At 44.8% G+C, this 25999-nt stretch carries 27 protein-coding genes and 4 tRNA genes; 23 read left to right on the top strand and 8 right to left on the bottom strand.

The window, feature by feature from the left end:
* Positions 1–255: 255 nt before the first annotated feature.
* The 4 genes from fbaA to tkt form a co-directional block, all read right to left on the bottom strand.
* Complete coding sequence (gene fbaA / locus AB4209_RS02335) at positions 256–1332, bottom strand: class II fructose-bisphosphate aldolase (protein ID WP_010435694.1); 1077 nt, start codon at positions 1330–1332, stop codon at positions 256–258.
* A gap of 155 nt (positions 1333–1487) precedes the next feature.
* Positions 1488–2651 (bottom strand): phosphoglycerate kinase, encoded by a 1164-nt coding sequence (locus AB4209_RS02330; protein ID WP_017059064.1) that lies wholly within the window; start codon positions 2649–2651, stop codon positions 1488–1490.
* A gap of 166 nt (positions 2652–2817) precedes the next feature.
* A complete protein-coding gene (gene epd, locus AB4209_RS02325; protein ID WP_032545627.1) occupies positions 2818–3867 on the bottom strand; it encodes an erythrose-4-phosphate dehydrogenase in 1050 nt (349 codons plus the stop codon).
* A gap of 213 nt (positions 3868–4080) precedes the next feature.
* Positions 4081–6075: a transketolase gene (gene tkt / locus AB4209_RS02320; protein ID WP_371721228.1), complete on the bottom strand. Its 1995-nt coding sequence runs from the start codon at positions 6073–6075 to the stop codon at positions 4081–4083.
* Between the two features lie 355 nt (positions 6076–6430).
* Between tkt and metK the strand changes: the two genes are divergently transcribed.
* From metK to AB4209_RS02275, 9 genes are all read left to right on the top strand, one after another.
* Positions 6431–7585 (top strand): methionine adenosyltransferase, encoded by a 1155-nt coding sequence (metK, locus tag AB4209_RS02315; RefSeq protein ID WP_017062234.1) that lies wholly within the window; start codon positions 6431–6433, stop codon positions 7583–7585.
* 368 nt (positions 7586–7953) lie between these two features.
* On the top strand, positions 7954–8751 hold the full coding sequence (locus AB4209_RS02310) for a DUF2189 domain-containing protein (protein WP_017062235.1): 798 nt from the start codon (positions 7954–7956) through the stop codon (positions 8749–8751).
* Positions 8752–8831: 80 nt separating this feature from the next.
* Positions 8832–9332 (top strand): SprT family zinc-dependent metalloprotease, encoded by a 501-nt coding sequence (locus AB4209_RS02305; RefSeq protein ID WP_017062236.1) that lies wholly within the window; start codon positions 8832–8834, stop codon positions 9330–9332.
* A gap of 96 nt (positions 9333–9428) precedes the next feature.
* Positions 9429–10160, top strand: coding sequence for an endonuclease (locus AB4209_RS02300; RefSeq protein ID WP_017063198.1), 732 nt, complete (start codon positions 9429–9431; stop codon positions 10158–10160).
* Between the two features lie 153 nt (positions 10161–10313).
* A complete protein-coding gene (gene rsmE, locus AB4209_RS02295) occupies positions 10314–11045 on the top strand; it encodes a 16S rRNA (uracil(1498)-N(3))-methyltransferase (protein WP_136981607.1) in 732 nt (243 codons plus the stop codon).
* Positions 11046–11054: 9 nt separating this feature from the next.
* Positions 11055–12005 (top strand): glutathione synthase, encoded by a 951-nt coding sequence (gene gshB, locus AB4209_RS02290; protein WP_004735482.1) that lies wholly within the window; start codon positions 11055–11057, stop codon positions 12003–12005.
* A 116-nt stretch (positions 12006–12121) separates the two neighbouring features.
* On the top strand, positions 12122–12685 hold the full coding sequence (locus AB4209_RS02285) for a YqgE/AlgH family protein (RefSeq protein ID WP_102394125.1): 564 nt from the start codon (positions 12122–12124) through the stop codon (positions 12683–12685).
* A gap of 60 nt (positions 12686–12745) precedes the next feature.
* Positions 12746–13168, top strand: a complete 423-nt coding sequence (ruvX, locus tag AB4209_RS02280; RefSeq protein ID WP_004735480.1) for a Holliday junction resolvase RuvX — start codon at positions 12746–12748, stop codon at positions 13166–13168.
* Between the two features lie 99 nt (positions 13169–13267).
* Positions 13268–13405: a hypothetical protein gene (locus AB4209_RS02275; protein WP_170791814.1), complete on the top strand. Its 138-nt coding sequence runs from the start codon at positions 13268–13270 to the stop codon at positions 13403–13405.
* 74 nt (positions 13406–13479) lie between these two features.
* Here AB4209_RS02275 and AB4209_RS02270 read toward each other — a convergent pair whose 3' ends face one another.
* A complete protein-coding gene (locus AB4209_RS02270; protein ID WP_017062241.1) occupies positions 13480–14589 on the bottom strand; it encodes a PilT/PilU family type 4a pilus ATPase in 1110 nt (369 codons plus the stop codon).
* A 14-nt stretch (positions 14590–14603) separates the two neighbouring features.
* Entirely contained in the window at positions 14604–15641 is a 1038-nt protein-coding gene (locus AB4209_RS02265; RefSeq protein ID WP_017062242.1) for a type IV pilus twitching motility protein PilT, read from the bottom strand.
* Between the two features lie 26 nt (positions 15642–15667).
* On the opposite strand from AB4209_RS02265, the gene AB4209_RS02260 reads away from it, so the two are divergent.
* The 7 genes from AB4209_RS02260 to hemW all read left to right on the top strand — a co-directional run bounded on the left by AB4209_RS02260 (position 15668) and on the right by hemW (position 20518).
* Entirely contained in the window at positions 15668–16372 is a 705-nt protein-coding gene (locus tag AB4209_RS02260) for a YggS family pyridoxal phosphate-dependent enzyme (RefSeq protein ID WP_017062243.1), read from the top strand.
* A gap of 78 nt (positions 16373–16450) precedes the next feature.
* The gene (gene proC / locus AB4209_RS02255; RefSeq protein ID WP_017069591.1) at positions 16451–17269 is read left to right on the top strand and encodes a pyrroline-5-carboxylate reductase; all 819 of its coding nucleotides are present in this window, start codon (positions 16451–16453) and stop codon (positions 17267–17269) included.
* Between the two features lie 76 nt (positions 17270–17345).
* The gene (locus AB4209_RS02250; protein WP_017067798.1) at positions 17346–17903 is read left to right on the top strand and encodes a YggT family protein; all 558 of its coding nucleotides are present in this window, start codon (positions 17346–17348) and stop codon (positions 17901–17903) included.
* 29 nt (positions 17904–17932) lie between these two features.
* Positions 17933–18223 (top strand): DUF167 family protein YggU, encoded by a 291-nt coding sequence (yggU, locus tag AB4209_RS02245; protein WP_017067797.1) that lies wholly within the window; start codon positions 17933–17935, stop codon positions 18221–18223.
* Positions 18224–18251: 28 nt separating this feature from the next.
* Entirely contained in the window at positions 18252–18683 is a 432-nt protein-coding gene (locus tag AB4209_RS02240) for a DUF4426 domain-containing protein (RefSeq protein ID WP_372054660.1), read from the top strand.
* 48 nt (positions 18684–18731) lie between these two features.
* Complete coding sequence (locus AB4209_RS02235; RefSeq protein WP_017062247.1) at positions 18732–19331, top strand: XTP/dITP diphosphatase; 600 nt, start codon at positions 18732–18734, stop codon at positions 19329–19331.
* Positions 19331–20518: a radical SAM family heme chaperone HemW gene (gene hemW, locus AB4209_RS02230; protein WP_017062248.1), complete on the top strand. Its 1188-nt coding sequence runs from the start codon at positions 19331–19333 to the stop codon at positions 20516–20518. The genes AB4209_RS02235 and hemW overlap by 1 nt, the downstream gene beginning before the upstream one ends.
* 145 nt (positions 20519–20663) lie before the next feature.
* Here hemW and glsB read toward each other — a convergent pair whose 3' ends face one another.
* Together glsB and trmB are read right to left on the bottom strand one after the other, a co-directional pair.
* A complete protein-coding gene (gene glsB, locus AB4209_RS02225; protein ID WP_017062249.1) occupies positions 20664–21584 on the bottom strand; it encodes a glutaminase B in 921 nt (306 codons plus the stop codon).
* 349 nt (positions 21585–21933) lie between these two features.
* A complete protein-coding gene (trmB, locus tag AB4209_RS02220; RefSeq protein ID WP_017062250.1) occupies positions 21934–22653 on the bottom strand; it encodes a tRNA (guanosine(46)-N7)-methyltransferase TrmB in 720 nt (239 codons plus the stop codon).
* A gap of 165 nt (positions 22654–22818) precedes the next feature.
* Here trmB and mutY point away from each other — a divergent pair, with 165 nt between their 5' ends.
* From mutY to AB4209_RS02185, 7 genes are all read left to right on the top strand, one after another.
* A complete protein-coding gene (gene mutY / locus AB4209_RS02215; RefSeq protein ID WP_372054658.1) occupies positions 22819–23874 on the top strand; it encodes an A/G-specific adenine glycosylase in 1056 nt (351 codons plus the stop codon).
* A 28-nt stretch (positions 23875–23902) separates the two neighbouring features.
* A complete protein-coding gene (locus AB4209_RS02210; protein WP_010435637.1) occupies positions 23903–24175 on the top strand; it encodes an oxidative damage protection protein in 273 nt (90 codons plus the stop codon).
* 69 nt (positions 24176–24244) lie between these two features.
* Entirely contained in the window at positions 24245–25378 is a 1134-nt protein-coding gene (gene mltC / locus AB4209_RS02205) for a membrane-bound lytic murein transglycosylase MltC (RefSeq protein ID WP_017063191.1), read from the top strand.
* A gap of 103 nt (positions 25379–25481) precedes the next feature.
* A tRNA-Phe gene (locus AB4209_RS02200) sits at positions 25482–25557 on the top strand.
* 74 nt (positions 25558–25631) lie between these two features.
* A tRNA-Thr gene (locus tag AB4209_RS02195) sits at positions 25632–25707 on the top strand.
* A gap of 7 nt (positions 25708–25714) precedes the next feature.
* Positions 25715–25790 (top strand) — tRNA-Phe (locus tag AB4209_RS02190).
* A 56-nt stretch (positions 25791–25846) separates the two neighbouring features.
* Positions 25847–25922, top strand: a tRNA-Asn gene (locus AB4209_RS02185).
* Positions 25923–25999: the final 77 nt, after the last annotated feature.

Below are 25999 nucleotides of genomic sequence, written 5' to 3'. Positions count from 1 at the left end.
CCTTTTTATAAACTGAACCAAGTTCAGTTTTTCGGCACGATATCCTATCTTTGACAGATTGCAAAGTCATATTTATGTAAGCTTTTGAATTATTAAAACTTACCGATAAACACAAATACCGATAACTAAAAGACTACGAAATTTATTCACCGCACGCTAGGTTTTTCACATATTTAGTACAAGTTTTTATCAGATATAAAAAAACCCGCTCAATGAGCGGGTTTTTAAAACTTAAAGAGTACTTAATTCAAAGAATTATAGTACGTCTACAGCGTTAAGGTCAGCAAATGCTTTCTCTAGACGAGCAACCATTGAAGCTTGACCAGCACGTAGCCATACGCGTGGATCGTAGTACTTCTTGTTTGGAGCAGCTTCGCCAGTTGGGTTGCCGATTTGACCTTGTAGGAAATCGAAGTTGTCAGCAGAGTACTGACGGATACCGTCCCAAGTTGCCCACTGTGTATCAGTATCGATGTTCATTTTGATAACACCGTAGCCGATAGACTCTTGGATTTCTGCTTCAGAAGAACCAGAACCACCGTGGAATACGAAGTTTAGAGCGTTAGGTGCGATACCGAACTTCTCTGCACAGTATGCTTGAGAGTCACGTAGGATAGTTGGAGTAAGTACAACGTTACCAGCTTGGTAAACACCGTGTACGTTACCGAAAGATGCAGCGATAGTGAAACGTGGGCTAACAGCCATTAGTTTCTCGTAAGCGTATGCTACGTCTTCTGGAGAAGTGTAAAGCTCAGATGCGTCCATATCAGAGTTATCAACGCCGTCTTCTTCACCACCAGTACAACCAAGTTCGATCTCGATTGTCATGTTCATTTTAGCCATGCGCTCTAGGTACTTAGCACATGTTTCGATGTTCTCTTCTAGAGACTCTTCAGAAAGGTCTAGCATGTGAGAAGAGAATAGAGGCTTACCAGTTTGTGCGAAGAACTCTTCACCAGCGTCTAGTAGACCGTCGATCCATGGAAGAAGTTTCTTAGCAGCGTGGTCAGTGTGCAGGATAACTGGAACACCGTAAGCTTCAGCTACAGCGTGTACGTATTTTGCACCAGCTACAGCGCCAAGAACTTGTGCGCCTTGACCTTCAAGTTTAACGCCTTTACCTGCGAAGAATGCAGCGCCGCCGTTAGAGAACTGAACAACTACTGGAGCTTTAACTTTAGCAGCTGCTTCTAGTACTGCGTTTACAGAGTCAGTACCAACAACGTTTACAGCAGGAAGAGCAAATTTGTTTTCTTTTGCTACTTCAAATACTTTCTGTACGTCATCGCCAGAAATCACACCAGGTTTTACAAAATCGAAGATCTTAGACATGGAAATAGTCCTATTTATTCTATCGTTTTAAGATTAAAAAACTTAAGTTTAAAAACTTGCAATCGTTTGCTCACAACTTATGCCATTCTAGCAAAAAAGTGTGATATGCAGCAAACGTTAAAAGGCGAGATTCACATCTCGCCTTTCTAAATCAATTATGCTTTAGCACGCTCTTCAAGCATTGCTACTGCAGGAAGTACTTTACCTTCAACGAATTCAAGGAAAGCGCCACCGCCAGTAGAGATGTAAGAAACGTCAGCTTTGATACCGAACTTATCGATAGCTGCTAGCGTGTCACCACCACCTGCTACAGAGAAACCTGCAGACTCAGCGATTGCTTTAGAGATACCAGCTGTACCCGCTTCGAAGTTCTTGAATTCGAATACGCCTACAGGGCCGTTCCAAAGGATTGTTTTCGCGTTGCCGATGATTTCAGCTAGTGCCGCAGTTGAATCTGGACCAAGGTCGAAGATCATGTCGTCGTCTTGAACTTCAGAAACGTGCTTGATTTCAGCTTCTGCGTTTTCGTCGAATGCTTTAGCACATGCAACGTCAGTTGCTACTGGGATAGCACACTCTTTCATTAGCTTTTGAGCCGTTTCAACTAGGTCAGCTTCGTATAGAGACTTACCTACGTTGTGGCCTTCAGCAGCGATGAATGTGTTCGCGATACCACCACCAACAACAAGCTGGTCAGCAATTTTAGAAAGAGATTCTAGAACGGTTAGTTTAGTAGAAACTTTAGAACCACCAACGATAGCCACTAGTGGGCGAGCTGGGTTGTCCATTGCTTTACCAAGCGCTTCAAGCTCAGCAGCTAGAAGAGGGCCAGCACATGCTACAGGAGCGTAAGTACCAACGCCGTGTGTAGAAGCTTGAGCACGGTGAGCTGTACCGAATGCATCCATTACAAAGATGTCACATAGTGCAGCGTATTGCTTAGAAAGTGCTTCTTCGTTCTTCTTCTCGCCTTTGTTGAAACGAACGTTTTCAAGAACAACAAGTTCACCAGCGTTTAGCTCTAGGCCGTTTACGTAATCTTTAGCTAGTTTAACTTCGCAGTCTAGTGCGTCGTTTAGGTAGTTAACTACAGGAGCTAGAGAGAACTCTTCGTTGTATTCGCCTTCAGTAGGACGACCAAGGTGAGAAGTAACCATTACCTTTGCGCCAGCTTCTAGGCAAAGTTTGATAGTTGGTAGAGATGCAAGGATACGTGCATCTGAAGTTACTTTACCGTCTTTTACTGGTACGTTTAGGTCAGCACGGATAAATACGCGTTTACCTGCAAGTTCCAGGTCAGTCATCTTGATCACAGACATGATTTGTCCTCTCAAATTTAAATAAATATAAAGTTTTGGAAACTCAGCAACCCTGCTAAGCCTATAAATTATTCAACTGGTAATTCTTTCACTACTAATAATATGTGGACTCTTAGTATTTATTTCAAGCTAAAAAATAAATAATCCGCACATTTGCTTCTAGGTCTTACTTCTTGCCTTCAGAAGCTTGCATTGCAAGAACCGTATCCAGCATTCGGTTCGCAAAGCCCCATTCATTATCACACCACACTAGCATTTTAACTAAGTGGCCGTTGCTCACTCGCGTTTGTGAACCATCAACGATTGCGCTATGGGGATCGTGATTAAAGTCGATGGAAACGAGCGGCGCTTCAGTATAGTCAACTATATTGTGTAATGTACACTGGGATGCATTAACAATGGTTTGATTTACGTCATTAACTTTCACATTTGCATTAATTGTGACACTTAAATCCATCGCTGTTACGTTTACCGTCGGCACACGCACAGATATAGCTTCAAATTTGTTGGAAAATTTCGGGAAGATTCTTTCAATACCTTTATGCAACTTGGTATCGACAGGAATGATCGATTGGCTTGCTGCTCGAGTACGACGCAAATCGCTGTGGTACGCATCGATAACTTGTTGATCATTCATTGAAGAGTGAATAGTCGTAATCGTACCGGACTCGATACCAAAGGCGTCATCAAGAACCTTAATGATAGGGACAATACAGTTGGTGGTGCACGAACCATTGGAAACGATTTGGTGGTCCGCTTCGATGGTATCGTGGTTCACACCATAGATAATGGTGTTATCGAGGTCATTGGCACCGGGGTGAGAAAACAGTACCTTTTTCGCCCCTGCAGCAATGTGCGCGAGGCCGTCATCTCGGCAACCATAAACACCGGTACAATCGAGAACGATATCCACCTCAAGGTCACGCCAAGGCAACAGCTCAATATCAGCAAGATGTAAGATACGAATGGTATCAAACTCACCCTTGTCTTCAGCACCAATGCCATGATGGACATAAATGTGCTCTTGATCGTTAGAGATTTTCTTACCGAAGCGGCCGTGACTGGTGTCGTACTGCAATAGGTGAGCCATAGCGTCAGGCTGAGCAAGCTCATTGACCGCTACTACTTTGATTTGTTGGCTTTTGCCACTTTCATAGACAGCGCGCAATACATTACGCCCTATTCGTCCAAATCCATTTATCGCGACTTTTAGCATAGTTCCGTACATCTAACCAAAATTTCGTGCAACAGATGATAACTGAATCCTACCCAAAAGGCATTACTTGAATAACTCAGCTTGTTCATGACAGATTGATCTGTTGCTTATAGAGATGAGTCTAGGAGAAACAAATCCCAGAGACAAAAAACCGAGCTCAGCGCTCGGTTTTTTTATTCATTTCATTGTTAGCACTAAGCTAGCAATCAATGATTAAGCAAGAAGCTCTTTCGCGGTGTTTACTACGTTTTCAGTAGTGAAACCGAACATCTTGAATAGCTCGCCTGCTGGTGCAGATTCGCCGAACGTTGTCATACCGATGATCTTGCCACCGAAACCAACGTACTTGTACCAGAAGTCAGCGATGCCAGCTTCTACAGCGATACGAGCAGTAACGTCAGATGGAAGTACAGACTCACGGTATTCAGCATCTTGCTTGTCGAACGCGTCAGTTGCAGGCATAGATACTACGCGTACTGCTTTACCTTCAGCGGTTAACTGTGCAGCAGCTTCAACAGCAAGCTCAACTTCAGAACCTGTTGCAATGATGATTAGCTCAGGCTTGCCTTCACAATCTTTCAGGATGTAACCACCCTTAGCGATGTTAGCTACTTGCTCAGCATTACGATCTTGTTGTGCAAGGTTTTGACGAGAGAAGATTAAAGATGAAGGACCATCTTTACGCTCAATAGCCAGTTTCCAAGCAACAGCAGACTCAACTTGGTCACATGGGCGCCATGTGCTCATGTTTGGCGTTAGACGTAGAGAAGCGATTTGCTCAACTGGTTGGTGAGTTGGACCATCTTCGCCAAGACCGATAGAGTCGTGCGTGTAAACTTGGATGTTCTGAACTTTCATCAGAGCAGCCATACGCATTGCGTTACGCGCGTATTCCATGAACATTAGGAACGTTGCGCCGTATGGTACGAAACCACCGTGCAGAGCGATGCCGTTCATGATAGCCGTCATACCGAATTCACGTACACCGTAGTGGATGTAGTTACCAGAGAAGTCAGTTGCTTCAAGAGACTTAGAACCAGACCACATAGTTAGGTTAGAAGGCGCAAGGTCAGCAGAGCCACCCATGAATTCTGGTAGCATTTGACCAAACGCTTCTAATGCGTTTTGAGATGCTTTACGTGAAGCGATGTTTGCTGGGTTAGCTTGAAGATCAGCAATGATTGCGTTTGCTTTCTCTTCCCACTCAGCTGGAAGTTCGCCGTTAGTGCGACGTTTGAATTCTGCTGCTTGCTCAGGGTAAGCCGCTGCGTATGCGTCAAACTTAGCATTCCACGCTGCTTCTTTCGCTGCGCCTGCTTCTTTTGCATTCCACTCAGCTGCGATATCCGCTGGGATTTCGAAAGGACCGTGTTCCCAACCCAGTGCCGCTTTAGTTGCTGTGATTTCATCAGCGCCTAGTGGGGCACCGTGACAGTCGTGCGTACCTGCCTTGTTTGGAGAACCAAAACCGATGATAGTTTTAGTACAGATAAGTGTTGGACGAGGGTCCGCTTTAGCCGCTTCAATTGCTGCATTGATAGCGTCAGAGTCGTGACCATCTACCGCTGGGATTACATGCCAGCCGTAAGCTTCAAAACGCTTAGGTGTATCGTCAGAGAACCAACCTTCAACTTCACCATCGATAGAGATACCATTATCATCCCAGAAAGCAACCAACTTACCAAGACCAAGCGTACCTGCTAGAGAACATGCTTCGTGAGAGATACCTTCCATCAGACAGCCATCACCCATGAATGCATAAGTGTAGTGGTCTACGATGTCGTGGCCTTCTTTGTTGAACTGGGCAGCCAGTGCTTTCTCTGCCATTGCCATACCAACAGCGTTAGTGATGCCTTGACCTAGAGGACCCGTCGTTGTCTCGATACCAGGAGCGTAACCGTACTCTGGGTGACCTGGAGTCTTAGAGTGCAGTTGACGGAAGTTTTTCAGATCTTCAATTGAAAGCTCGTAGCCTGCAAGGTGAAGCAGAGAGTAAATCAACATTGAACCATGGCCGTTAGACAGGATAAAACGGTCGCGGTCAGCCCACTCTGGGTTTGCTGGGTTGTGGTTCAAGTGGCCACGCCAAAGAACTTCAGCGATGTCAGCCATACCCATAGGTGCGCCTGGGTGGCCTGAATTTGCTTGTTGAACACCGTCCATGCTAAGTGCGCGGATTGCATTGGCTAGATCTTTACGAGAAGGCATGTCTGCTCCTGGATACATAAGCGATTTAAAAAAGAGATAGTGCTAATGTTTTCATTTTAATTAGCGCGGGTATTCTCTCAAACGACTATTGCGACTGCAAACGTTTTACTGGCATTTTAACGGTCATTTTTCGCAATTTTCGAACATTTACATCACTTGGCAGTGGCTTATCTCAATCGATACGCAAACGATTAGTTATGACATATCATAAAAAAGAGCTTGTAATTCGACCGCTGGAATTTAGAATAGCCGTCTAGATGTAGAAACACCTACAAAATATACTGTATTTAATGGCGCGCTTCCTAGCTTGCGACGCCATAAACTATTTACACCAAAAACTAAAAGTGGAGCTCTCATGGCTAAGCACCTATTCACTTCTGAATCTGTTTCAGAAGGCCATCCAGATAAAATTGCAGACCAAATCTCTGATGCTGTTCTTGATGCCATCTTGGAACAAGATCCAAAAGCACGTGTTGCTTGTGAGACTTACGTTAAAACCGGCATGGTTATGGTTGGCGGTGAAGTAACAACGTCTGCATGGGTTGATATCGAAGAAATCACTCGTGAAACAGTACGTGAAATTGGTTACGTTCATTCTGATATGGGCTTTGACGCTGACTCTTGTGCTGTTCTAAACACAATTGGTAAGCAGTCTCCAGACATCAACCAAGGTGTTGATAAAGAAGACCCTAAAGAGCAAGGCGCAGGCGACCAAGGCATCATGTTTGGTTACGCGACTAACGAAACACCAATCCTAATGCCGGCTCCAATTACTTACTCTCACCTTCTTGTTAAGAAGCAAGCTGAAGTACGTAAGAGCGGTAAACTTGACTTCCTTCGCCCTGATGCGAAATCTCAAGTTACGTTCCAATACGACCAAGGTAAAATCGTTGGTATCGACGCTGTTGTTCTTTCGACTCAACACTGCGATTCAGTAACAACACCGGATCTACGTGAAGCAGTAATGGAAGAGATCATCAAACCAGTACTTCCTGCTGAGTGGATCAACAAAGACACTAACTTCTTCATCAACCCAACAGGCCGTTTCGTAATCGGTGGCCCAATGGGTGACTGTGGTCTAACAGGTCGTAAGATCATCGTTGATACCTACGGCGGCGCAGCTCGTCACGGTGGCGGTGCATTCTCTGGTAAAGATCCATCAAAAGTTGACCGTTCTGCAGCTTACGCGGCTCGTTACGTTGCGAAAAACATCGTTGCTGCTGGCATGGCTGACCGTTGTGAGATTCAACTGTCTTACGCTATCGGTGTTGCTGATCCAACATCTATCATGGTTGAAACGTTTGGTACTGAAAAAGTAGCTCACGAAATTATCATTGAAGCAGTTCGTCAAAACTTCGACCTACGTCCATACGGTCTTCAAGAGATGTTGAACCTTCTTCAGCCTATCTACAAGCAGACTGCTGCATACGGCCACTTCGGTCGTGAAGAGTTCCCTTGGGAAGCGACTGACAAAGCAGCAATCCTTGCGGACTTCGCTGGCCTAAAATAATTTAGCCACTGCGATTTGTTTCTTTAAAGCCCTTACTTCTTAGTAAGGGCTTTATTTTTATGTACTTACCTTACTTTCACTCGCCATTCTCTTCTCTAATGCCCTTCTTTACCGTTAACCACTTAGTATAAAAAACCGCTGATAATTTGTGTTTTCTAACACTACTGACAATAGTTAAGGTAACTCCTAAGAGATCAAGCTCACATTTAACTTAAATTAATTCAGCCTGATAACGCTCGTTAAATGCACGCTAGAACAAAAACTGGGATGACAAAGAGCAATTTAGCTCAACACCATAACTCTCACACAAGCCACATCGATGAGCCTTATGGAATTATAACTAGGACGTTATTTAACTAGGGGGATCTATGCCTCGTACCGCGCACCCATCCGAACTGAACGATAAAAAACACAAGGTCAGCGATAAGGATTACGCTCGCACCATTCCTTGTAACCAAATCAGTATTTCCGCACCCTTTCATTGGTTGTCGCTTGCTCTGCATGACTTAGTAAGAATGCCATTAATCAGCGCATTCTACGGTTTGTGCTTTATGGGAGCGGCAATCGCCATTGTTCAGCTTGTCCAATGGCAAGGAACACACTTGGTCGTAATGCCAAGCCTGATCGTGTACATGCTAATAGGGCCGTTTCTTGCTCTGGGCTTGTATGACGCAGCTTGGGAAAGAGAAAAAGGCCACAACGCAAGCCTACTGCACTCGATGAAAGCCATCACTCGCAACTCCACCCACCAATGGGCCTTTGCGATCGTATTGATGGTTGCGATGATATTCTGGATGCGTATCGCTGCGTTATTGCACGCGCTCTACCCTTCAGTGCAAGGCGCACCACTGGCTGAGTTCGCTCCCTTCTTAATTACGGGTTCTGTGATTGGTTTTGTTATCGCAAGCCTCATATTTAGCATCTCAGCATTTTCAATTCCGTTAATGATGGAGAGACGCGTTGATGTGATGAGTGCGATTTTCACTAGCTTTAATGCCGTGAAATCGAACATCCCTGCAATGGTGGTTTGGGCGAGTATTATTTGTGCCGGTATTTTGGTGGGTTTTGCCACCTACGGCATCGGAATGATCGTCACCATGCCGCTACTTGGCTATGCTACATGGCACGCTTATCACGAGATCATTAAGAAAAAACATCACGTGTAAAGCATCGCTAGATCAACAAGCAATGTTATGATTAGGCCTTGGTTTAAACGCTGAGGCCTTTTATTTGGAGTTAACAACGTTTGTCTTACACCCCGCAACAACACCGAGCAAATAAGAAATTGGCCGAATGCCTAGCTATCGCAAATCAACATTTCTCTCGTGAATTTCCACACCCAACTATCACCTTCAAGTTAAGAGGCAAAGCGGCGGGAAAGGCCTACCTTCAGCTCAACGAAATTAAGCTCAACCACGTACTATTTTCTGAAAATGAAGATGCCTTCATCAACGAGGTTGTGCCACATGAACTCGCACACCTGATCACGCATCAGGTTTTCGGACGTGTTAGGCCTCACGGAAACGAGTGGAAATACGTGATGGAAAAAGTATTCAACGTGCCAGCCAGAACAACTCACAGCTTTGAAATAGCTTCAGTTCAAGGGAAAACCTTTGAATATCGATGTGAGTGCACCACTTACCCATTATCAATCAGACGACACAACAAAGTACTTCGGAATCAATCGACCTACCGCTGCCAATTGTGCCAGCAAACCTTAGCTTTCACGGGAACTCAACTAAGCTAGTGACAGGTTGATTTACTCGGTAGAACAAATCTAATAGAGAGATCTAACATTTGAGTGCTAGACTGATGTTTATCATACTTTTATCAGTCTTTTTCTATGCAAAAACTCACCTTCAAAGCATTTGGCCTACCTGTATCTTTTTACTTAACAATAGTATTTGGCCTACTGGTAACCCAAAGCGTTCTCGCCGCACCACCGAGCTCATTTTCCAAAGCAAAAAGAGAAGCGGTGAAGATTTACCTCGACCATCCGACTTCATTTTATTGCGGCTGTGACATTACATGGAAGGACAAAAAGAAAGGCATTCCCGACCTTGATGGCTGTGGCTATCAAGTCCGAAAACAACAAAAGCGGGCGAGTCGAATTGAGTGGGAACACGTGGTTCCAGCTTGGCAATTTGGCCACCAGCGTCAGTGTTGGCAAGATGGTGGGCGCAAGAACTGCACTCGCAATGACAAAATATTCAAATCCATGGAAGCCGACCTTCACAACCTAACTCCGGCCATTGGCGAGGTTAACGGTGATCGCTCCAACTACAACTTCAGTCAGTGGAATGGCATGGATGGTGTGAGCTATGGTCAGTGTGAAATGCAGGTCAACTTCAAGCAGCGTAAAGTTATGCCGCCAGACAGAGCAAAAGGCTCTATCGCGCGTACTTACCTTTACATGAGCCAAGAGTATGGTTTCAAACTATCTAAGCAACAGACCAACCTAATGATGGCGTGGAACAAGCAATTTCCTGTCGACAAGTGGGAATGTACTCGTGATGAGCGAATCTATGCCATCCAAGGTAATCACAACCCATTTGTTTACCCTGCTTGTAAATAACGTCGCTCGTACAATCAACATTCCTAACTATCTCAAACAAGAGTTTCAGAATTGCCCCTGAAACTCTTGCTCTACCCTTGTTTTTTCAACTAAAAGCATCCATGTTAGGCAGAGACAAAATACCCAAATGAACATATTTATAGGTTTACCAGCATGAGAATCCCTCGTATTCATCACCCAGAACGCATTCATCAGTTAGGTTCACTCGCTTTAGGCGAAGATGCCGCGGGTCATGTTGGTCGTGTCCTTCGCATGAAAGAAGGCCAAGAAGTCCTTCTATTTGATGGCAGTGGCGCTGAATTCCCTGCGACGATAGCCGAAGTATCAAAGAAAAATGTCACCGTTAATGTTTCTGAACGCATCGAACGCAGCAGCGAATCTCCGTTAGACTTACATTTAGGCCAAGTGATTTCACGTGGCGACAAAATGGAGTTCACGATTCAGAAATCGGTTGAGCTTGGTGTGAACACCATTACCCCTTTAATTTCAGAGCGCTGTGGCGTTAAGCTTGATACAAAACGCTTCGAGAAAAAACTCGCACAGTGGCAAAAGATTGCTATCGCGGCGTGTGAACAGTGTGGCCGCAATACGGTTCCAGTCATTCGCCCTATCATGCAACTTGAAGAGTGGTGTAGCGAACCGAGTGAAGCATTAAAGCTGAACTTACATCCTCGTGCAAAATACTCAATTAATACCCTTCCAGAACCTATCAGTAAGGTACGCCTATTGATCGGCCCTGAAGGTGGCTTGTCGGCTGAAGAAATCGACATGACAGAACAATACAAATTTGAAGAGACGCTACTCGGCCCACGTGTACTTCGTACCGAAACAGCAGCTCTAACCGCAATTACTGCCTTACAAGTCCGTTTTGGCGATCTAGGCTAGGAGAAAAAAATGATCAAACTTGGCATCGTAATGGATCCAATTTCATCCATTAACATCAAAAAAGACTCTAGCTTTGCCATGATGCTTGAAGCTCAGCGTCGTGGTTACGAAATCCATTACATGGAAATGGATGATCTACATTTAGATCAAGGCGTAGCCATTGCTGACACTAAGGTTGTTGAACTAAAAGAAGATCCAAACGGTTGGTACGAGTTCAAATCAGAACAGACTATCGCGCTATCTGATTTAGATGCGGTACTAATGCGTAAAGATCCTCCGTTTGATACTGAGTACATCTACGCAACTTACATTCTTGAGCGTGCTGAAGAGAACGGCGCACTGATCGTCAACAAACCACAAAGCCTACGTGACTGTAACGAGAAGTTGTTCACGGCATGGTTCCCTGAACTGACACCGACCACCATCGTGACTCGTAAAGCTGAAAAAATTAAAGCGTTCCGAGAAGAACACGGCGACGTGATTCTAAAACCACTTGATGGCATGGGCGGCGCGTCTATCTTCCGTGTGAAAGAAGGCGATCCAAACGTATCAGTTATTATTGAAACCTTGACCAACCACGGTCAGAACTACGCAATGGCACAAACTTTTGTTCCAGACATCAGCAATGGTGATAAGCGTATTCTTGTGGTTGACGGTGAGCCAATGCCTTACTGTCTAGCGCGTATTCCTGCAAAAGGGGAAACTCGAGGTAACCTTGCTGCTGGCGGTACAGGTGAAGCTCGTCCTCTAAGTGAAACAGACTGGGCTATCGCAAGAGCAGTTGCTCCAGCACTGAAAGAGAAAGGCTTAATCTTTGTTGGGCTTGATGTTATCGGCGACAAGCTGACTGAAATTAACGTGACTAGCCCTACTTGTATCCGTGAAATTGAAGCCGCTTTTGATATTTCAGTTACAGGTAAATTAATGGATGCAATTGAGCGTCGCGTTAACGCTAAATAGCCTAAACTAAAGAAAGCCTTAGCTATTCGAAAACACAGAAATATCTAGGCAAAGAACAATGAGCGGCTTTACGCCGCTCTTTTTCCTTTACTGGGAACACACTGGCAGGAGGCTCTATGAATTTAACGAACCACTTTCTGGTTGCTATGCCCGGAATGAAAGACCCATACTTTCAAAATTCGGTGATTTACCTTTGTGAGCACAATGACGAAGGCGCGATGGGTTTGATGATCAACGCCCCTATCGATGTCACTGTCGGCAGCATGCTTAAACAAGTTAAGGTTGATTCTGAGCAGCCGAAATCCAACCAAGCAAGTCTTGATAAGCCAGTATTGAACGGTGGGCCGGTCGCAGAAGACCGTGGATTTATTTTGCACAAACCTAAAGGCAGCTATCAATCCAGCATCAACATGACAGATCAAATCTCGGTGACGACTTCAAAAGATATCTTGATGGTGTTGGGCACAGAAGATGAGCCGATGAATTATTTAGTCGCACTTGGGTATGCAGGATGGGAACCGGGACAACTGGAAACCGAACTGACCGAGAACTCATGGTTAACCGTTGAAGCCGATCCGAAGGTCATCTTCGATACACCGATTTCTGACCGCTGGAAAGTCGCCGTGCAGATGTTAGGAATAAATGCGGCTCAGCTTTCAGCAGACGCTGGCCACGCCTAGTTCAAATCAGCTAAATAAAATAAACAGACACTCTCAAACACAGATAAATTTGGAAACCCCATGTCACGAACAATTATGGCATTTGACTACGGTACAAAAAGTATCGGCAGTGCGATAGGACAAGAAATCACGGGCACCGCAAGCCCTCTAAAAGCTTTTAAAGCCAAAGATGGCATCCCAAATTGGGACGATATCGAAAAGCAAATTAAGGAGTGGCAGCCGAATCTTATCGTGGTTGGTCTTCCTACCGATCTTCATGGTAAAGATCTAGCCGCGATTACACCAAGGGCGAAGAAGTTTGCCAATCGCCTAAAAGGGCGCTTTGGTGTCGATGTTGAACTGCATGATGAAAGACTTTCTACGACAGAAGCAAGGGCCGACCTTTTTGAAATGGGCGGCTATAAAGCGCTAAGCAAAGGCAATGTCGATAACCAGTCTGCAGTCGTCATTTTAGAGAGCTGGTTTGAAGCACAATATTCATAACGAAAATTAAGAGCTCAAAGATTAAACTCCTTTGTGATCCTATAATGATATTACGACGTAATGTCGAAGCAATTCATTATTAGGTAAGTGGGAGTTCACATGAAAATTTTTCTAGCAATCTTCGTAGCTCTAGCAATATCAGCATGCAGTTCGACAAGCTCCAATAATGCAGGTTATATGAATCATACTTCGACTGACGCAGACGTAATCAGCGAGCCTAAGAACAAGAAGCGTTGATAATACAGACGCAGTCGAACGATGAATATGATGAACGCCTGATTTTAACCTAGAATCAAATCAGGCATTTTTTATCACCCCATATCTATCTTCACACCAGCCAACGCCCCAGTTCCGTAGTCGTCATCACCACGTCTAGTTTTGAGCATTAAGCGCAAGTCATTAGCAGAATCGGCACTGTGGAACGCATCCTCTTCGCTGATCTTGCCTGCTATCACTAAATCATACAAAGCTTGGTCAAAGGTCTGCATACCTATCTCTTTCGATTTAGCCATGGTTGCTTTCAGTTCGTGTAGTTCACCACGACGAATCAAGTCAGAAACACGAGGGCTATTCAGCAGAATCTCGAATACACCATGACGCCCGCTGCCATTCTTGTCGCGAATGAGTTGCTGAGCGACGACACCACGCAGGTTCATCGATAGGTCAAACAAGAACTGTTCTTTCTGCTCTTTCGGCACCAAATGAAGAATACGCTCTAGCGCTTGGTTAGCGTTATTGGCGTGCAAGGTTGCCATACACAAGTGACCCGTTTCAGCAAAGGTCATCGCGTATTCCATGGTCTCACGGCTACGGATTTCGCCAATCAAGATCATGTCTGGTGCTTGGCGTAGCGAGTTCTTAAGCGCGACTTCATAGCTCTCGGTGTCGAGTCCAACTTCACGCTGTGTCACGATGCACTTTTTATGTTCATGCACAAATTCAATCGGGTCTTCAACCGTCAAGATATGTCCCGAGCGATTGGTGTTGCGATAGCCTGTCATTGCAGCCATTGAGGTCGACTTACCAGAGCCTGTCGCACCAACCACCAGCACAAGTCCGCGCTTAGCTATTGATAGGTCCTGTAGTACATCAGGAAGCTTTAGTTGCTCAAAGGTTGGGATGTTAGTCTCGATACGTCGAATGACCGCTCCAGGTAGCTCTCGCTGAAAGAATGCACTGACACGAAAACGACCAAAGTCACGCACAATCGCAAAATTAGCCTCACGCGTTTGCTGATATTCATCACGTCGGTCTTGTTCCATCATCGCATCAAGTAATTGAGCAACTTGAGCCGCATTCAGCTTCTCTCCTTGAGGGCGTAATTCACCATCCACACGAAAAAGGATTGGCGCATCAACCGTGATATAAAGATCCGATGCCTTTTGAGAAAGCATTCCCTCAAGGATTTGATTCAATTCCATTGTGTCCACCTTGATTAAAACATTGAGGTTTCAATTTCGATCTTTTTCTCGACCTCTTCCGAATCAACCAAGCCCTGCGCCATCAGCTGCTTCGCATTTTGTTCCATGGTCTGCATGCCGTGCGCTGCGCCCGTTTGAATGATCGAGTACATCTGAGCGACCTTATCTTCACGAATCAAGTTTCTGATCGCCGGTGTTGCCATCATGATTTCATGACACGCCACACGACCACCACCAACACGCTTTAACAGCTTCTGGGCTATCACCGAGCGCAGTGATTCAGACAACATCGAACGAACCATATCTTTATCGCTACCTGGGAACACATCGATAATACGGTCGATCGTTTTAGCCGCAGAACTGGTGTGCAGAGTACCAAAGACCAAGTGACCCGTTTCTGCTGCGGTTAACGCTAAGCTAATCGTCTCTTGGTCACGAAGTTCACCAACCAGAATCACGTCTGGGTCTTCACGTAACGCACTGCGCAGTGCCGCTTTAAAACTGTGAGTATCACGGTGAACTTCACGCTGGTTGACTAGGCATTTATTATTGGTGTGAACGAATTCAATCGGGTCTTCAATCGTCAGAATATGCTTATTGTGGTTGCGATTTACGTAATCAACCATCGCCGCAAGAGTCGTTGATTTACCAGAGCCAGTTGGACCAGTGACGAGCACTAACCCTTTTTCGTAGTTAGCAATCCTTTCGAAGATCTCAGGTGCACCTAACTGATCTAAAGTCGGGATTTCGACAGGGATAGTTCGAAAGACAGCTGAGCAGCCACGGGCTTGGTTAAACGCATTAACACGAAAGCGACCAACATTGGGTAATTCAAAAGAGAAGTCGACTTCCAGTTTTTCTTCAAACTCGCCGCGTTGTGAATCGCTCATGATCTCAAAAACCAAACGATGCACATCAGCATGACTCAAAGCTGGGATTCCAAGCTTCCTTACTTCACCATCTATACGTACCATTGGAGATACACCCGCAGAAAGATGTAGATCTGACGCGTTATGCTTTACACTAAAATCTAGTAACTCAGTGATATCCATTTATTTTCCCTTAAGTAAAGTCAGCTATGAGTAGTATTCAACAAAATATCGAACAAATCACCTCACAGATTCGTAGTGCTGAGCAAAAGTGCGGACGAGCTCCAGAGTCCGTGCAACTTTTAGCCGTCAGCAAAACTAAACCTATTGATGCGATTCTAGAAGCCGCACTCGGAGGCCAAGTTGCCTTTGGTGAAAACTATGTTCAAGAAGGTGTAGATAAAGTAAAACACTTTTCAGAACAACATTCTAACCTAAATTTAGAGTGGCATTTTATTGGTCCAATTCAATCCAATAAAACCCGCCCAATCGCGGAAAGCTTTCAATGGGTGCATTCCGTCGATCGCGATAAGATCGCACAAAGGCTTAATGATCAACGACCAAGCGAACTTCCACCTTTGCAAGTGTTGATTCAGGTAAACACCAGTGGTGAAGAGTCCAAATCTGGAACCTCAGAAGAGACAGTTTTTGCACTCGCGGAGTTGATTTCATCGCTCCCCAACCTCACCTTAAGAGGATTGATGTCGATTCCTGCAAACGTATCTGACTATCAATCTCAGCTTAATGCATTTTCTCAACTGGCAGAGCTTAAAGACAAGCTAGCCGCGAAGTATTCAGACATTGATACCCTTTCGATGGGGATGAGTGGTGATATGGATGCAGCAGTTGAGGCTGGCAGCACAATGGTTCGTATTGGAACAGCTATTTTCGGCGCTCGTGATTACGCGAAATAGCCGTAGTAAGTAACGACAAGTACAAGTATTGATACCGCTTCGCCTTATCCGCGCAGCGACACGCTCAGGATTTTATATATGGTACATAAGAACATCGCCTTTATTGGGGCGGGAAACATGGTTCGCTCAATTGTAGCTGGCTTAGTTGCTAGTGGTTACCCAGCGCAAAAGATTACTGCGACAGCACCTTCAGAAACAAGAAGGCTGCCGTTAGAACAAGAATACGGCATCAATACCACCAGCGATAATATTGCAGCAGCAGAGCAAGCAGACGTTGTTGTGTTATCCGTGAAGCCACAAATGATGGCTGATGTATGTAAACCCTTACAAGATATCGACTTCAGCAACAAACTGGTTATCTCAATTGCCGCGGGTATTAATGCGAATCGACTTAATGAGATGTTAAACTGCCAACTGAACCTTGTTCGTGTGATGCCAAACACGCCATCACTGCTTGGTAAAGGGATGAGTGGTCTTTATGCCGATGCAACTGTCAGCCAAGATGATAAAGACTTTGCTTCTCAGCTGATGCAAGCTGTTGGTGAAGTAAGTTGGGTTGAACAAGAGTCTGGAATCAACAACATCATTGCGGCGGCGGGTAGCGCTCCGGCTTACTTCTTCCTGTTTATGGAAGCGATGCAAGCTGAAGCAATCAAGCAAGGTTTTGACCAAGAAACCGCTCGTAAGCTAGTGCAGCAGTCTGCATTAGGCGCGGCAGAGATGGTGGTAGCAAACCAAGATACTGAATTATCAACACTGCGTGAACAAGTGACATCCAAAGGCGGCACGACCGCAGAAGCACTACGCACGTTTAACGAACATCAACTATCAGACATCGTAGCAAAAGCCATGCAAGCGGCGGTTGCTCGAGCTGAAGAGATGGAAAAACTGTTTTAGTACCAATCAAGGTAAACAAGCATTTTGCCGCTCTGGTTATATCTAAGCGACAAGTAAATCCGAAAAAGGAAACAATATGAACTCGATGAGCTTTCTGATCTCGACCGTTTTTGATCTTTACATCATGGTTGTGATCTTGCGTATCTGGCTACAAGCATCACGTGCAGATTTCTACAACCCATTCTCACAATTCATCGTAAAAGCGACACAACCGGTTGTTGCCCCACTACGCCGAGTTATTCCATCAATCGGCAGCCTTGATCTAGCGACCGTTGTTTTCGCTTATGTGCTGTGTGTACTTAAGTTCGTTGCTCTAAACCTGATTATCTCTGGCGGCGCTGCCGTTTTCGATATTAGCTTCCTTATCTTTGGTGCACTGTCTCTGCTCAAAGCGGCTGGTGGTTTGATCTTCTGGGTTCTACTTATCCGTGCAATCCTAAGCTGGGTAAGCCAAGGTCGTAGTCCAATCGAGTACGTATTCCATCAACTGACTGAACCAATGCTAGTGCCTATCCGCCGTATCCTTCCGGACATGGGTGGTTTCGACCTAAGCGTACTGGTTCTGTTCATTGTTCTGCAATTTGCGAACTTCCTAATGGGCGACATGATTGGCCCTATTTGGTATCAGCTATAATTCAAGTACAAACATCAGGTACTTTGACGATGCCAAAAGCGGTTTGGGCCGAGGAAGACGATATTCTTCTTAGGCTCTATATCCAACCCAAAGCAAGCCGAGACAAAATTGTCGGCTTGCACGGTCAGGAACTGAAAATTGCCATTACTGCTCCACCAGTAGATGGCAAAGCCAATGCCCATTTAGCGAAATACCTTGCGAAACAGTTTAAGGTCGCAAAAGGGCAAATTAAGATAGAAAAGGGAGATCTCGGTAGGCACAAGCAAGTTCGAATATGCTCGCCAAGCCAAATCCCAACTGAAGTCAAAGCCATCCTATGATGGCTTTTTGCTATTTATTGGAGTCATTATGCGTTTATGGATAACAGCACTACTCACCGCTCTTGTTGCCTTACCAAGCTCAGCAGGGCAATTTAAGAACATTAAGGATGTCGAGGTTCATTACTCGGCTTTTAATTCCACGTTCTTAACTTCGCAAGTCGCTAAGCAATACAAACTTAAGCGAAATGGATACTCAGCAATCCTCAACATCAGCGTGTTAGACAAGGCTTCTCTAGGCAGGCCTGCGACAACGGCTAAAATTACGGGAACAGCGAAGAACCTCGTTGGAAACACCCGTACTTTGAAGTTTCGAGAAATCAAAGAAGGCGATGCGATTTATTACCTTGCTGAGTTCCCCGTAACTCACGAAGAAAACATCACCTTCGACATCGATGTGAACGCAGGCCTAAAAGGCACTGGTCCACTGCGTTTCACACAGAAATTCTATATAGAAGAGTAAGCTCAAACCTTACTTTTCATTTATTAACTTATTTAGAGCTACATTCCCATGAGTAAGATTGTTTTAGCAACAGGCAACCAAGGTAAAGTTCGCGAGATGGCAGATATTCTGTCTGAGTTTGGTTTTGACGTTGTCGCGCAAAGTGAATTTAACGTTTCAGAAGTCGCTGAAACAGGAACGACTTTCATTGAAAATGCCATCATCAAAGCTCGCCACGCAGCGAAAGAAACAGGGCTGCCAGCCATTGCTGACGACTCAGGTTTAGAGGTTGATTACTTAAATGGTGCGCCAGGTATCTATTCAGCGCGTTACTCAGGTGAAGGGGCAACCGATAAGCAGAACATCAAAAAACTATTAGATGCGATGCAAGGTGTCGAAACTGAAAAGCGTACTGCGCGTTTCCACTGTGTGTTGGTGCTAATGCGTCACGAGAATGATCCAACACCTCTAGTGTGTCACGGTAAATGGGAAGGTCGTATTCTTACTGAAGAACACGGTGAGAATGGCTTTGGCTACGATCCTGTGTTCTTTGTACCAGAAGATAACTGCGCCTCAGCAGAGCTTGAATCTTCGCGTAAGAAACAACTATCACACCGTGGTAAAGCGCTTGCGTCACTATTCAAGACTCTCAAGGAGCAAGCTCTGTAATGCACAATGCAGCGCTAATACCACCCGCACTTAGCCTCTATGTACACATCCCATGGTGTGTACAAAAGTGTCCGTATTGTGATTTTAACTCTCACGCTCTGAAAGCCGAGATCCCTGAAAAAGAGTACATCGATGCACTGCTTGAAGATCTCGATACTGATATCGAAAAATATCAGCTCAATGGTATGCCTCGCCCACTGCATTCGATCTTTATTGGTGGCGGTACCCCAAGCCTGTTTTCTCCTGAAGGAATTGGCCGATTGTTACAAGGCATTGAACAGCGCATCCCGTTCAAACCTGAAATAGAAATCACCATGGAAGCCAACCCGGGAACTATCGAAGCTGAGCGTTTTGCAGGTTACCAAAAGGCAGGCATTACTCGAATCTCGGTGGGTGTGCAAAGTTTTGAGCAAGAGAAACTGGAAAGACTTGGGCGTATTCATGGTCAAGATGAAGCGGTAAATGCCGCTCATTTAGCGCATAAGATTGGATTGAATAGTTTCAACTTAGACTTAATGCACGGCTTACCCGATCAGAGTATTGAACAAGCGTTGGCTGATTTGGATAAAGCGATAGAACTCGACCCTCCGCACTTATCTTGGTATCAGCTAACAATAGAACCTAACACCATGTTCTATTACAAAACACCAACGCTGCCTGATGATGATGACCTTTGGGATATCTTCGACCTAGGCCATAAGAAGCTCGCAGACGCTGGGTATGTGCAGTACGAAATTTCAGGCTACAGCAAGCCGGGATATCAGTGCCAACATAACCTCAACTACTGGCGCTTTGGTGACTATCTAGGTATTGGCTGTGGCTCTCATGGCAAGCTGAGCTTTACAGATGGACGCATTGTTCGTACCACTAAGGTTAAGCACCCTAGAGGCTATCTAGCTGCGTACCAAAACATGGTAAAACCTTATCTATCAGATGAATTTGAAGTGCCGAATGAAGACCGCCCTTTTGAGTTTTTCATGAACCGCTTTAGGTTAATGGAAGCATGTCCAAAGCAGGATTTCATTGATACGACAGGGCTTGGTTTTGACTCGATTCAAAAAACGATTGAATGGGCAAAAGAGCTAGGCTACTTGAAGGAAACCGACACTCACTGGCAGATCACTGAAAAAGGAAAGCTGTTTCTCAATGATCTGTTAGAAGCCTTTATGGCAGAAGAAGACGAGTAGTTCGAGATTCGAGATTCGAGATTCGAGATTCGAGATTCGAGAAGCATTGCGTAAGGGTTGGCTTTAGGGTCAACCCTTTTTGTTTTATAGCCCTCTCTCGGAGCGAAGCGTTCTATAGGACAACGTCCGTGCTCGAATCTTTCTCTTAGAAAATAGAACGACCAATTCGCTCTGAAAGCAACTCTAGAGCCTTAGTACCTGCGAGCGAGTTGCCAGAAGGATCAAGCTCTGGAGACCACACCGCAATCGTCATTTCGCCAGGAACGATAGCAATAATACCGCCACCAACGCCCGATTTTCCTGGCATACCAACACGGTAGGCAAACTCACCAGCCCCATCGTACAAGCCACACGTCGCAAGCAAAGCATTCAACTGCTTGGTTTGAACTGGCGTGATGATCTCTTTCTTGGTTTGAACCGACACGCCTTTGTTTGCTAAATAGCTAAAGGTTTTTGCCAAATCCACACACGTCATTTTAAGCGCACAAGCGTGGAAGTAGTTATTCAGAACTGGGATAACATCATTCTCAAAATTACCAAATGAACGCATCAAATAAGCAATGGCAGCATTACGATCGCTGTGCATCATTTCTGAAGCCGCTACCACCTTGTCATACACAATATGAGTATCACCCGATAACTGACGCACAAACTCTAACAAGCGGTGCCTAGGCGCAGACAAGCGGCTTTGTAGTAGGTCTGCAACGACAATTGCCCCCGCATTGATGAACGGGTTGCGGGGAATACCATACTCCATCTCAAGCTGAATCATCGAGTTAAAGGCTTGACCAGAAGGCTCTTTGCCTACTCTTTGCCAAATCTCTTCAGGCTTATATAGCACCATAGCTAGCGTCAGGCTCAAGGCTTTAGAAATAGATTGCACAGAAAATGCTTCTTCAGCATCGCCTGCTTTAATCACCTCACCTTCATTGGTGTATACCGCGATCGCCAGTTTCTGGTTCGATACGCGAGCCAGTGCAGGGATATAATCAGCGACCTTTCCCTGTCCAATTAAAGGACGAACTTCGTCTAAGATCTCGGCCAAAATAGCTTGAGTTGGTTTCATGTGCGCTTACTTCTATATTGTTATTTTTGTAGGGGTGTAACATATACCAATCGTAGTAAATAACTGCTCACTCTAGCTTGTTAAAATGCTCGATAACTGCGTTAGAATTTTTGATTGTAGAGTAACTACTTATCGAAAAATGCTGCCTTGTTCTCAAGCCTTTTTCCTACGCTATTTCTGATCACTTACTTACTGTGATTGGTATTACTTTCTGTCGTTAAGCCTTTACTGAAATAAAAGCCTAAGGACAAAAAAGCCAACATTACAATAATGTTGGCTTTAATCAATCCCATAAAGTGTAGGGGTTAAACCCTAAGTCGGATTACCTTTCACTTAATTTGATTCGAAGTTACTTAGTACGCTTGAACTTAATGTCCCAAACACCATGACCTAAACGGTGGCCACGCGCTTCAAACTTAGTTAGCGGGCGCTCATCCGGACGAGGGATGTAATCACCATCTTCAGCGATGTTTTCGAAGCCTGGAGCTACGTTCATCACTTCAATCATATGTTCTGCGTAGTTTTCCCAGTCTGTTGCCATGTGGAAAACACCAGTATCAAGTTGAAGCTTGCCGCGAACCATCTCTGCAAACTCAGCCTTAACGATACGACGTTTATGGTGACGAGCTTTGTGCCATGGGTCAGGGAAGAACAGTTGCAGAGTATGCAGGCTGCTATCTGGGATCATGTGTTCAAATACTTCTACAGCATCGTGACACATTACACGCAGGTTAGTTACGCCAGCATCGCGAGCTGTACCTAAACACGCACCAACACCCGGGCTATGAACTTCAATACCTAAGAAGTTTTTCTCAGGTGCGTTCTTTGCCATTTCAACCAGTGATGCACCCATACCGAAGCCAATCTCTAGTACAACCGGGTTATCGTTGCCAAATACTTCTTTCCAGTTAAGAAGCTCTGGGTTGTAGTCGATACCCATTGTTGGCCAACATTCATTCATCGCGTTCTCTTGGCCTTTTGTTAAGCGGCCTTCGCGGCGAACAAAGCTACGGATCTTACGAACCAGTTTGCCGTCTTCAGTATATTCGTTAGTGGTCACTTCACTCATTGATTTTTGCCTGCACATTGATTAATCAAAGCGGGGATTATCCAAAGAATTGCCTCCGGTGCAAGTCTTTCCGTGGATAAATTCCCACACAATTTGTCTGTTTTACATCCAACGTTAAGTGTGGTGCAATTTCGCTTCTAATAATAGCAAAGCATAGAGCATGTCGTGACTCCTTTCGCAACCGCCATATTAAAGTGGTATGACGCCTACGGGCGTAAAGAATTGCCTTGGCAACAAAACAAAACCGCCTACACCGTTTGGCTATCTGAAATCATGCTTCAGCAGACTCAGGTCACCACGGTGATTCCATACTACCAACGCTTCTTGGAACGTTTTCCAACAGTTATCGATCTAGCAAACGCCGAGCAAGATGAAGTGCTCCATCTATGGACAGGGCTTGGTTACTACGCACGAGCTCGTAACCTACACAAAGCTGCCAAGATCGTCGCAGAGCAATATGGTGGGGAGTTTCCACTTTCCCTCGAAGAAATGAATGCGCTTCCAGGCATTGGCCGCTCAACAGCGGCAGCCGTTCTGTCCTCTGTTTACAAGCTCCCTCATGCGATCCTTGATGGTAACGTGAAGCGAACGCTTGCAAGAAGCTTTGCTGTCGAGGGCTGGCCTGGTCAAAAGAAGGTTGAAAACCAACTCTGGGAACACGCAGAGGCACACACCCCAAAGCAAGATGTCGATAAATACAATCAAGCTATGATGGATATGGGAGCAATGGTTTGTACTCGTAGCAAGCCTAAATGTACTCTGTGCCCAATTGAAAACATGTGTGAAGCTAAAAAACTCGATAGACAACTCGACTTCCCTGGCAAAAAGCCAAAGAAAGAGAAACCAGTAAAAGAGACATGGTTTGTAATCCTGTATCACGATAACCAAGTGTGGCTTGAGCAGCGCCCTCAATCAGGTATCTGGGGAGGCTTATTCTGTTTCCCTCAAAATGAGAACGCAGAAATCGAACACCAATTGGATCTTCGTTCAATCACAAACACAGATTCAATCAAGACCATGATTGCGTTTAGACACACTTTCAGCCACTACCACTTAGATATCACGCCAGTATTAGTGAAATTAGATAAACAACCAGATTTGATAATGGAAGGGGCTAAAGGTCTCTGGTATAACTTATCAAAACCGGAAGAAATTGGCCTAGCCGCTCCTGTAAAGCAGCTTATTGAGAGCCTACCCTTTGAACTGAACGACGACGTTTGAATCAACGAACGCGATAAGAGGAACCACTATGAGCCGCACTGTATTTTGTGCTCGCCTTCAAAAAGATGCTGAAGGCCTAGATTTTCAACTTTACCCAGGTGACTTAGGTAAGCGTATCTTTGACAACGTGTCTAAAGAAGCTTGGGGACAATGGCAAAGCAAGCAAACTATGCTTATCAATGAAAAGAAGCTAAACATGATGGATCCTGAGCATCGTAAACTTCTTGAAACTGAGATGGTTAACTTCCTTTTTGAAGGTAAAGATGTCGTAATTGATGGCTATACTCCACCAAGCGAATAAGACATTTATTTAAGCAATTTTTAATGACATCATGGTTAACGCTGCGATGTCATTTTTGTATGAGGAACTATGAAAAAGCTAAGTTACTTCCTAACAGCCATGTTATTAACTGGCTGCAGCCGTGAATTTGTCGAAAGCATTTATGATGTCAATTACGAGCCAACCAACCGGTTTGTGAAGAATTTAGCTGAGCTACCCGGACAATTTGAAAAAGATACCGGGGCGCTAGATTCATTAATAGATAGCTTTTCAGGCAACATTCAAAAACGTTGGGGTAGCAGTGAAATCAAGATAGCAGGTAAGAGTAACTATGTGAAATACATAGATAATTACTTAAGTCGTTCAGAAGTGAATTTTAGCCAAGGCCTGATAACGGTGGAAACGGTTTCCTCTACCGAACCGAAAAAACACCTCAAAAATGCGATCATGACGACCCTTTTGACGCCAGATGATCCGGCGCATGTCGATCTATTCTCTTCTAAAAGCATCAAGCTAGAAGGCAAACCTTTCCTCTATAATCAGGTCGTAGACCAAGAAAAAAAGCCCATTCAATGGACTTGGCGAGCGAACCAGTTTGCGGATTACCTGATCGCGAATAACCTAAAAACCAAAGAAGTCGACTTTAAAAAAGCCTACTACGTTGAAATCCCAATGGTGGCCGACCACGCTAGCCAGCGTAGTTATCAATATGCCGACATCGTTCGACGAGCGTCTCAGCGTTATGACATCCCTGAAGATTTAATCTACGCTATCATCAAGACAGAGAGTAGCTTCAACCCGTACGCCGTAAGCTGGGCTAATGCTTATGGTCTTATGCAGGTGGTACCTAAAACCGCTGGTCGAGATGTATTTGAACACGTCAAAAAGAAACCTGGTGAACCAAGCCCTGAGTACTTATTCAATCCAGAAAACAACATTGATGCTGGCACCGCATACTTTTACATCCTTAAAAATCGTTATTTGAAAGACGTAAAAAACCCATTAACGCTTGAATACAGTATGATTTCAGCCTATAACGGCGGTACTGGTGGCGTACTCAATACCTTCAGTAAGGACAGAAAGCGAGCAATGCAAGACTTAAACTCGCTGCAACCGAGCCAAGCCTACTGGGCGCTTACCAAGAAGCATCCAAATAAAGAGTCGCGCCGATACCTCGAAAAAGTAACGCAATTCAAAAAAGAATTTAACCAAGGTAAAACATAACCCTCACTTTTGAATAAAAAAACAACGAACGAACGGTTTTTTTAGTTATTTTCAAAAAAGGAGTTGACGGTTATGCAGAAAATCCGTTTAATAGCGCTCCGTTGCCCGGATAGCTCAGTCGGTAGAGCAGAGGATTGAAAATCCTCGTGTCGGTGGTTCGATTCCGCCTCCGGGCACCACAATTTGATTTGTTGGTGTCAACACTCTTTAACAGGGAGTAACAACACGGACAAAAGCATAAAGAATTTAGTGTGCCGACTTAGCTCAGTAGGTAGAGCAACTGACTTGTAATCAGTAGGTCACCAGTTCGACTCCGGTAGTCGGCACCATTCTTTTGCCTCGATAGCTCAGTCGGTAGAGCAGCGGATTGAAAATCCGCGTGTCGGTGGTTCGATTCCGCCTCGAGGCACCATTATTTGGTACTTAACAAATAATGGTCTTTATAGACCTGATGTTGAGACAAGTAATTCCCCTTTAGTTCAGTTGGTAGAACGGCGGACTGTTAATCCGTATGTCGCAAGTTCAAGTCTTGCAAGGGGAGCCATTTTTAAAGGACTTCATTTTATATGAGGTTTTAATTGAAGAGTTTAACTCTTTAAGCAAAGAATTTAGTGTGCCGAC

It is taken from the genome of Vibrio sp. 10N.286.48.C11, assembly GCF_041469805.1.
GTDB lineage: Bacteria > Pseudomonadota > Gammaproteobacteria > Enterobacterales > Vibrionaceae > Vibrio > Vibrio crassostreae_C.
Note: the sequence above shows the minus strand (reverse complement) of the source record. Positions and strands in the feature narration are given on the sequence as shown.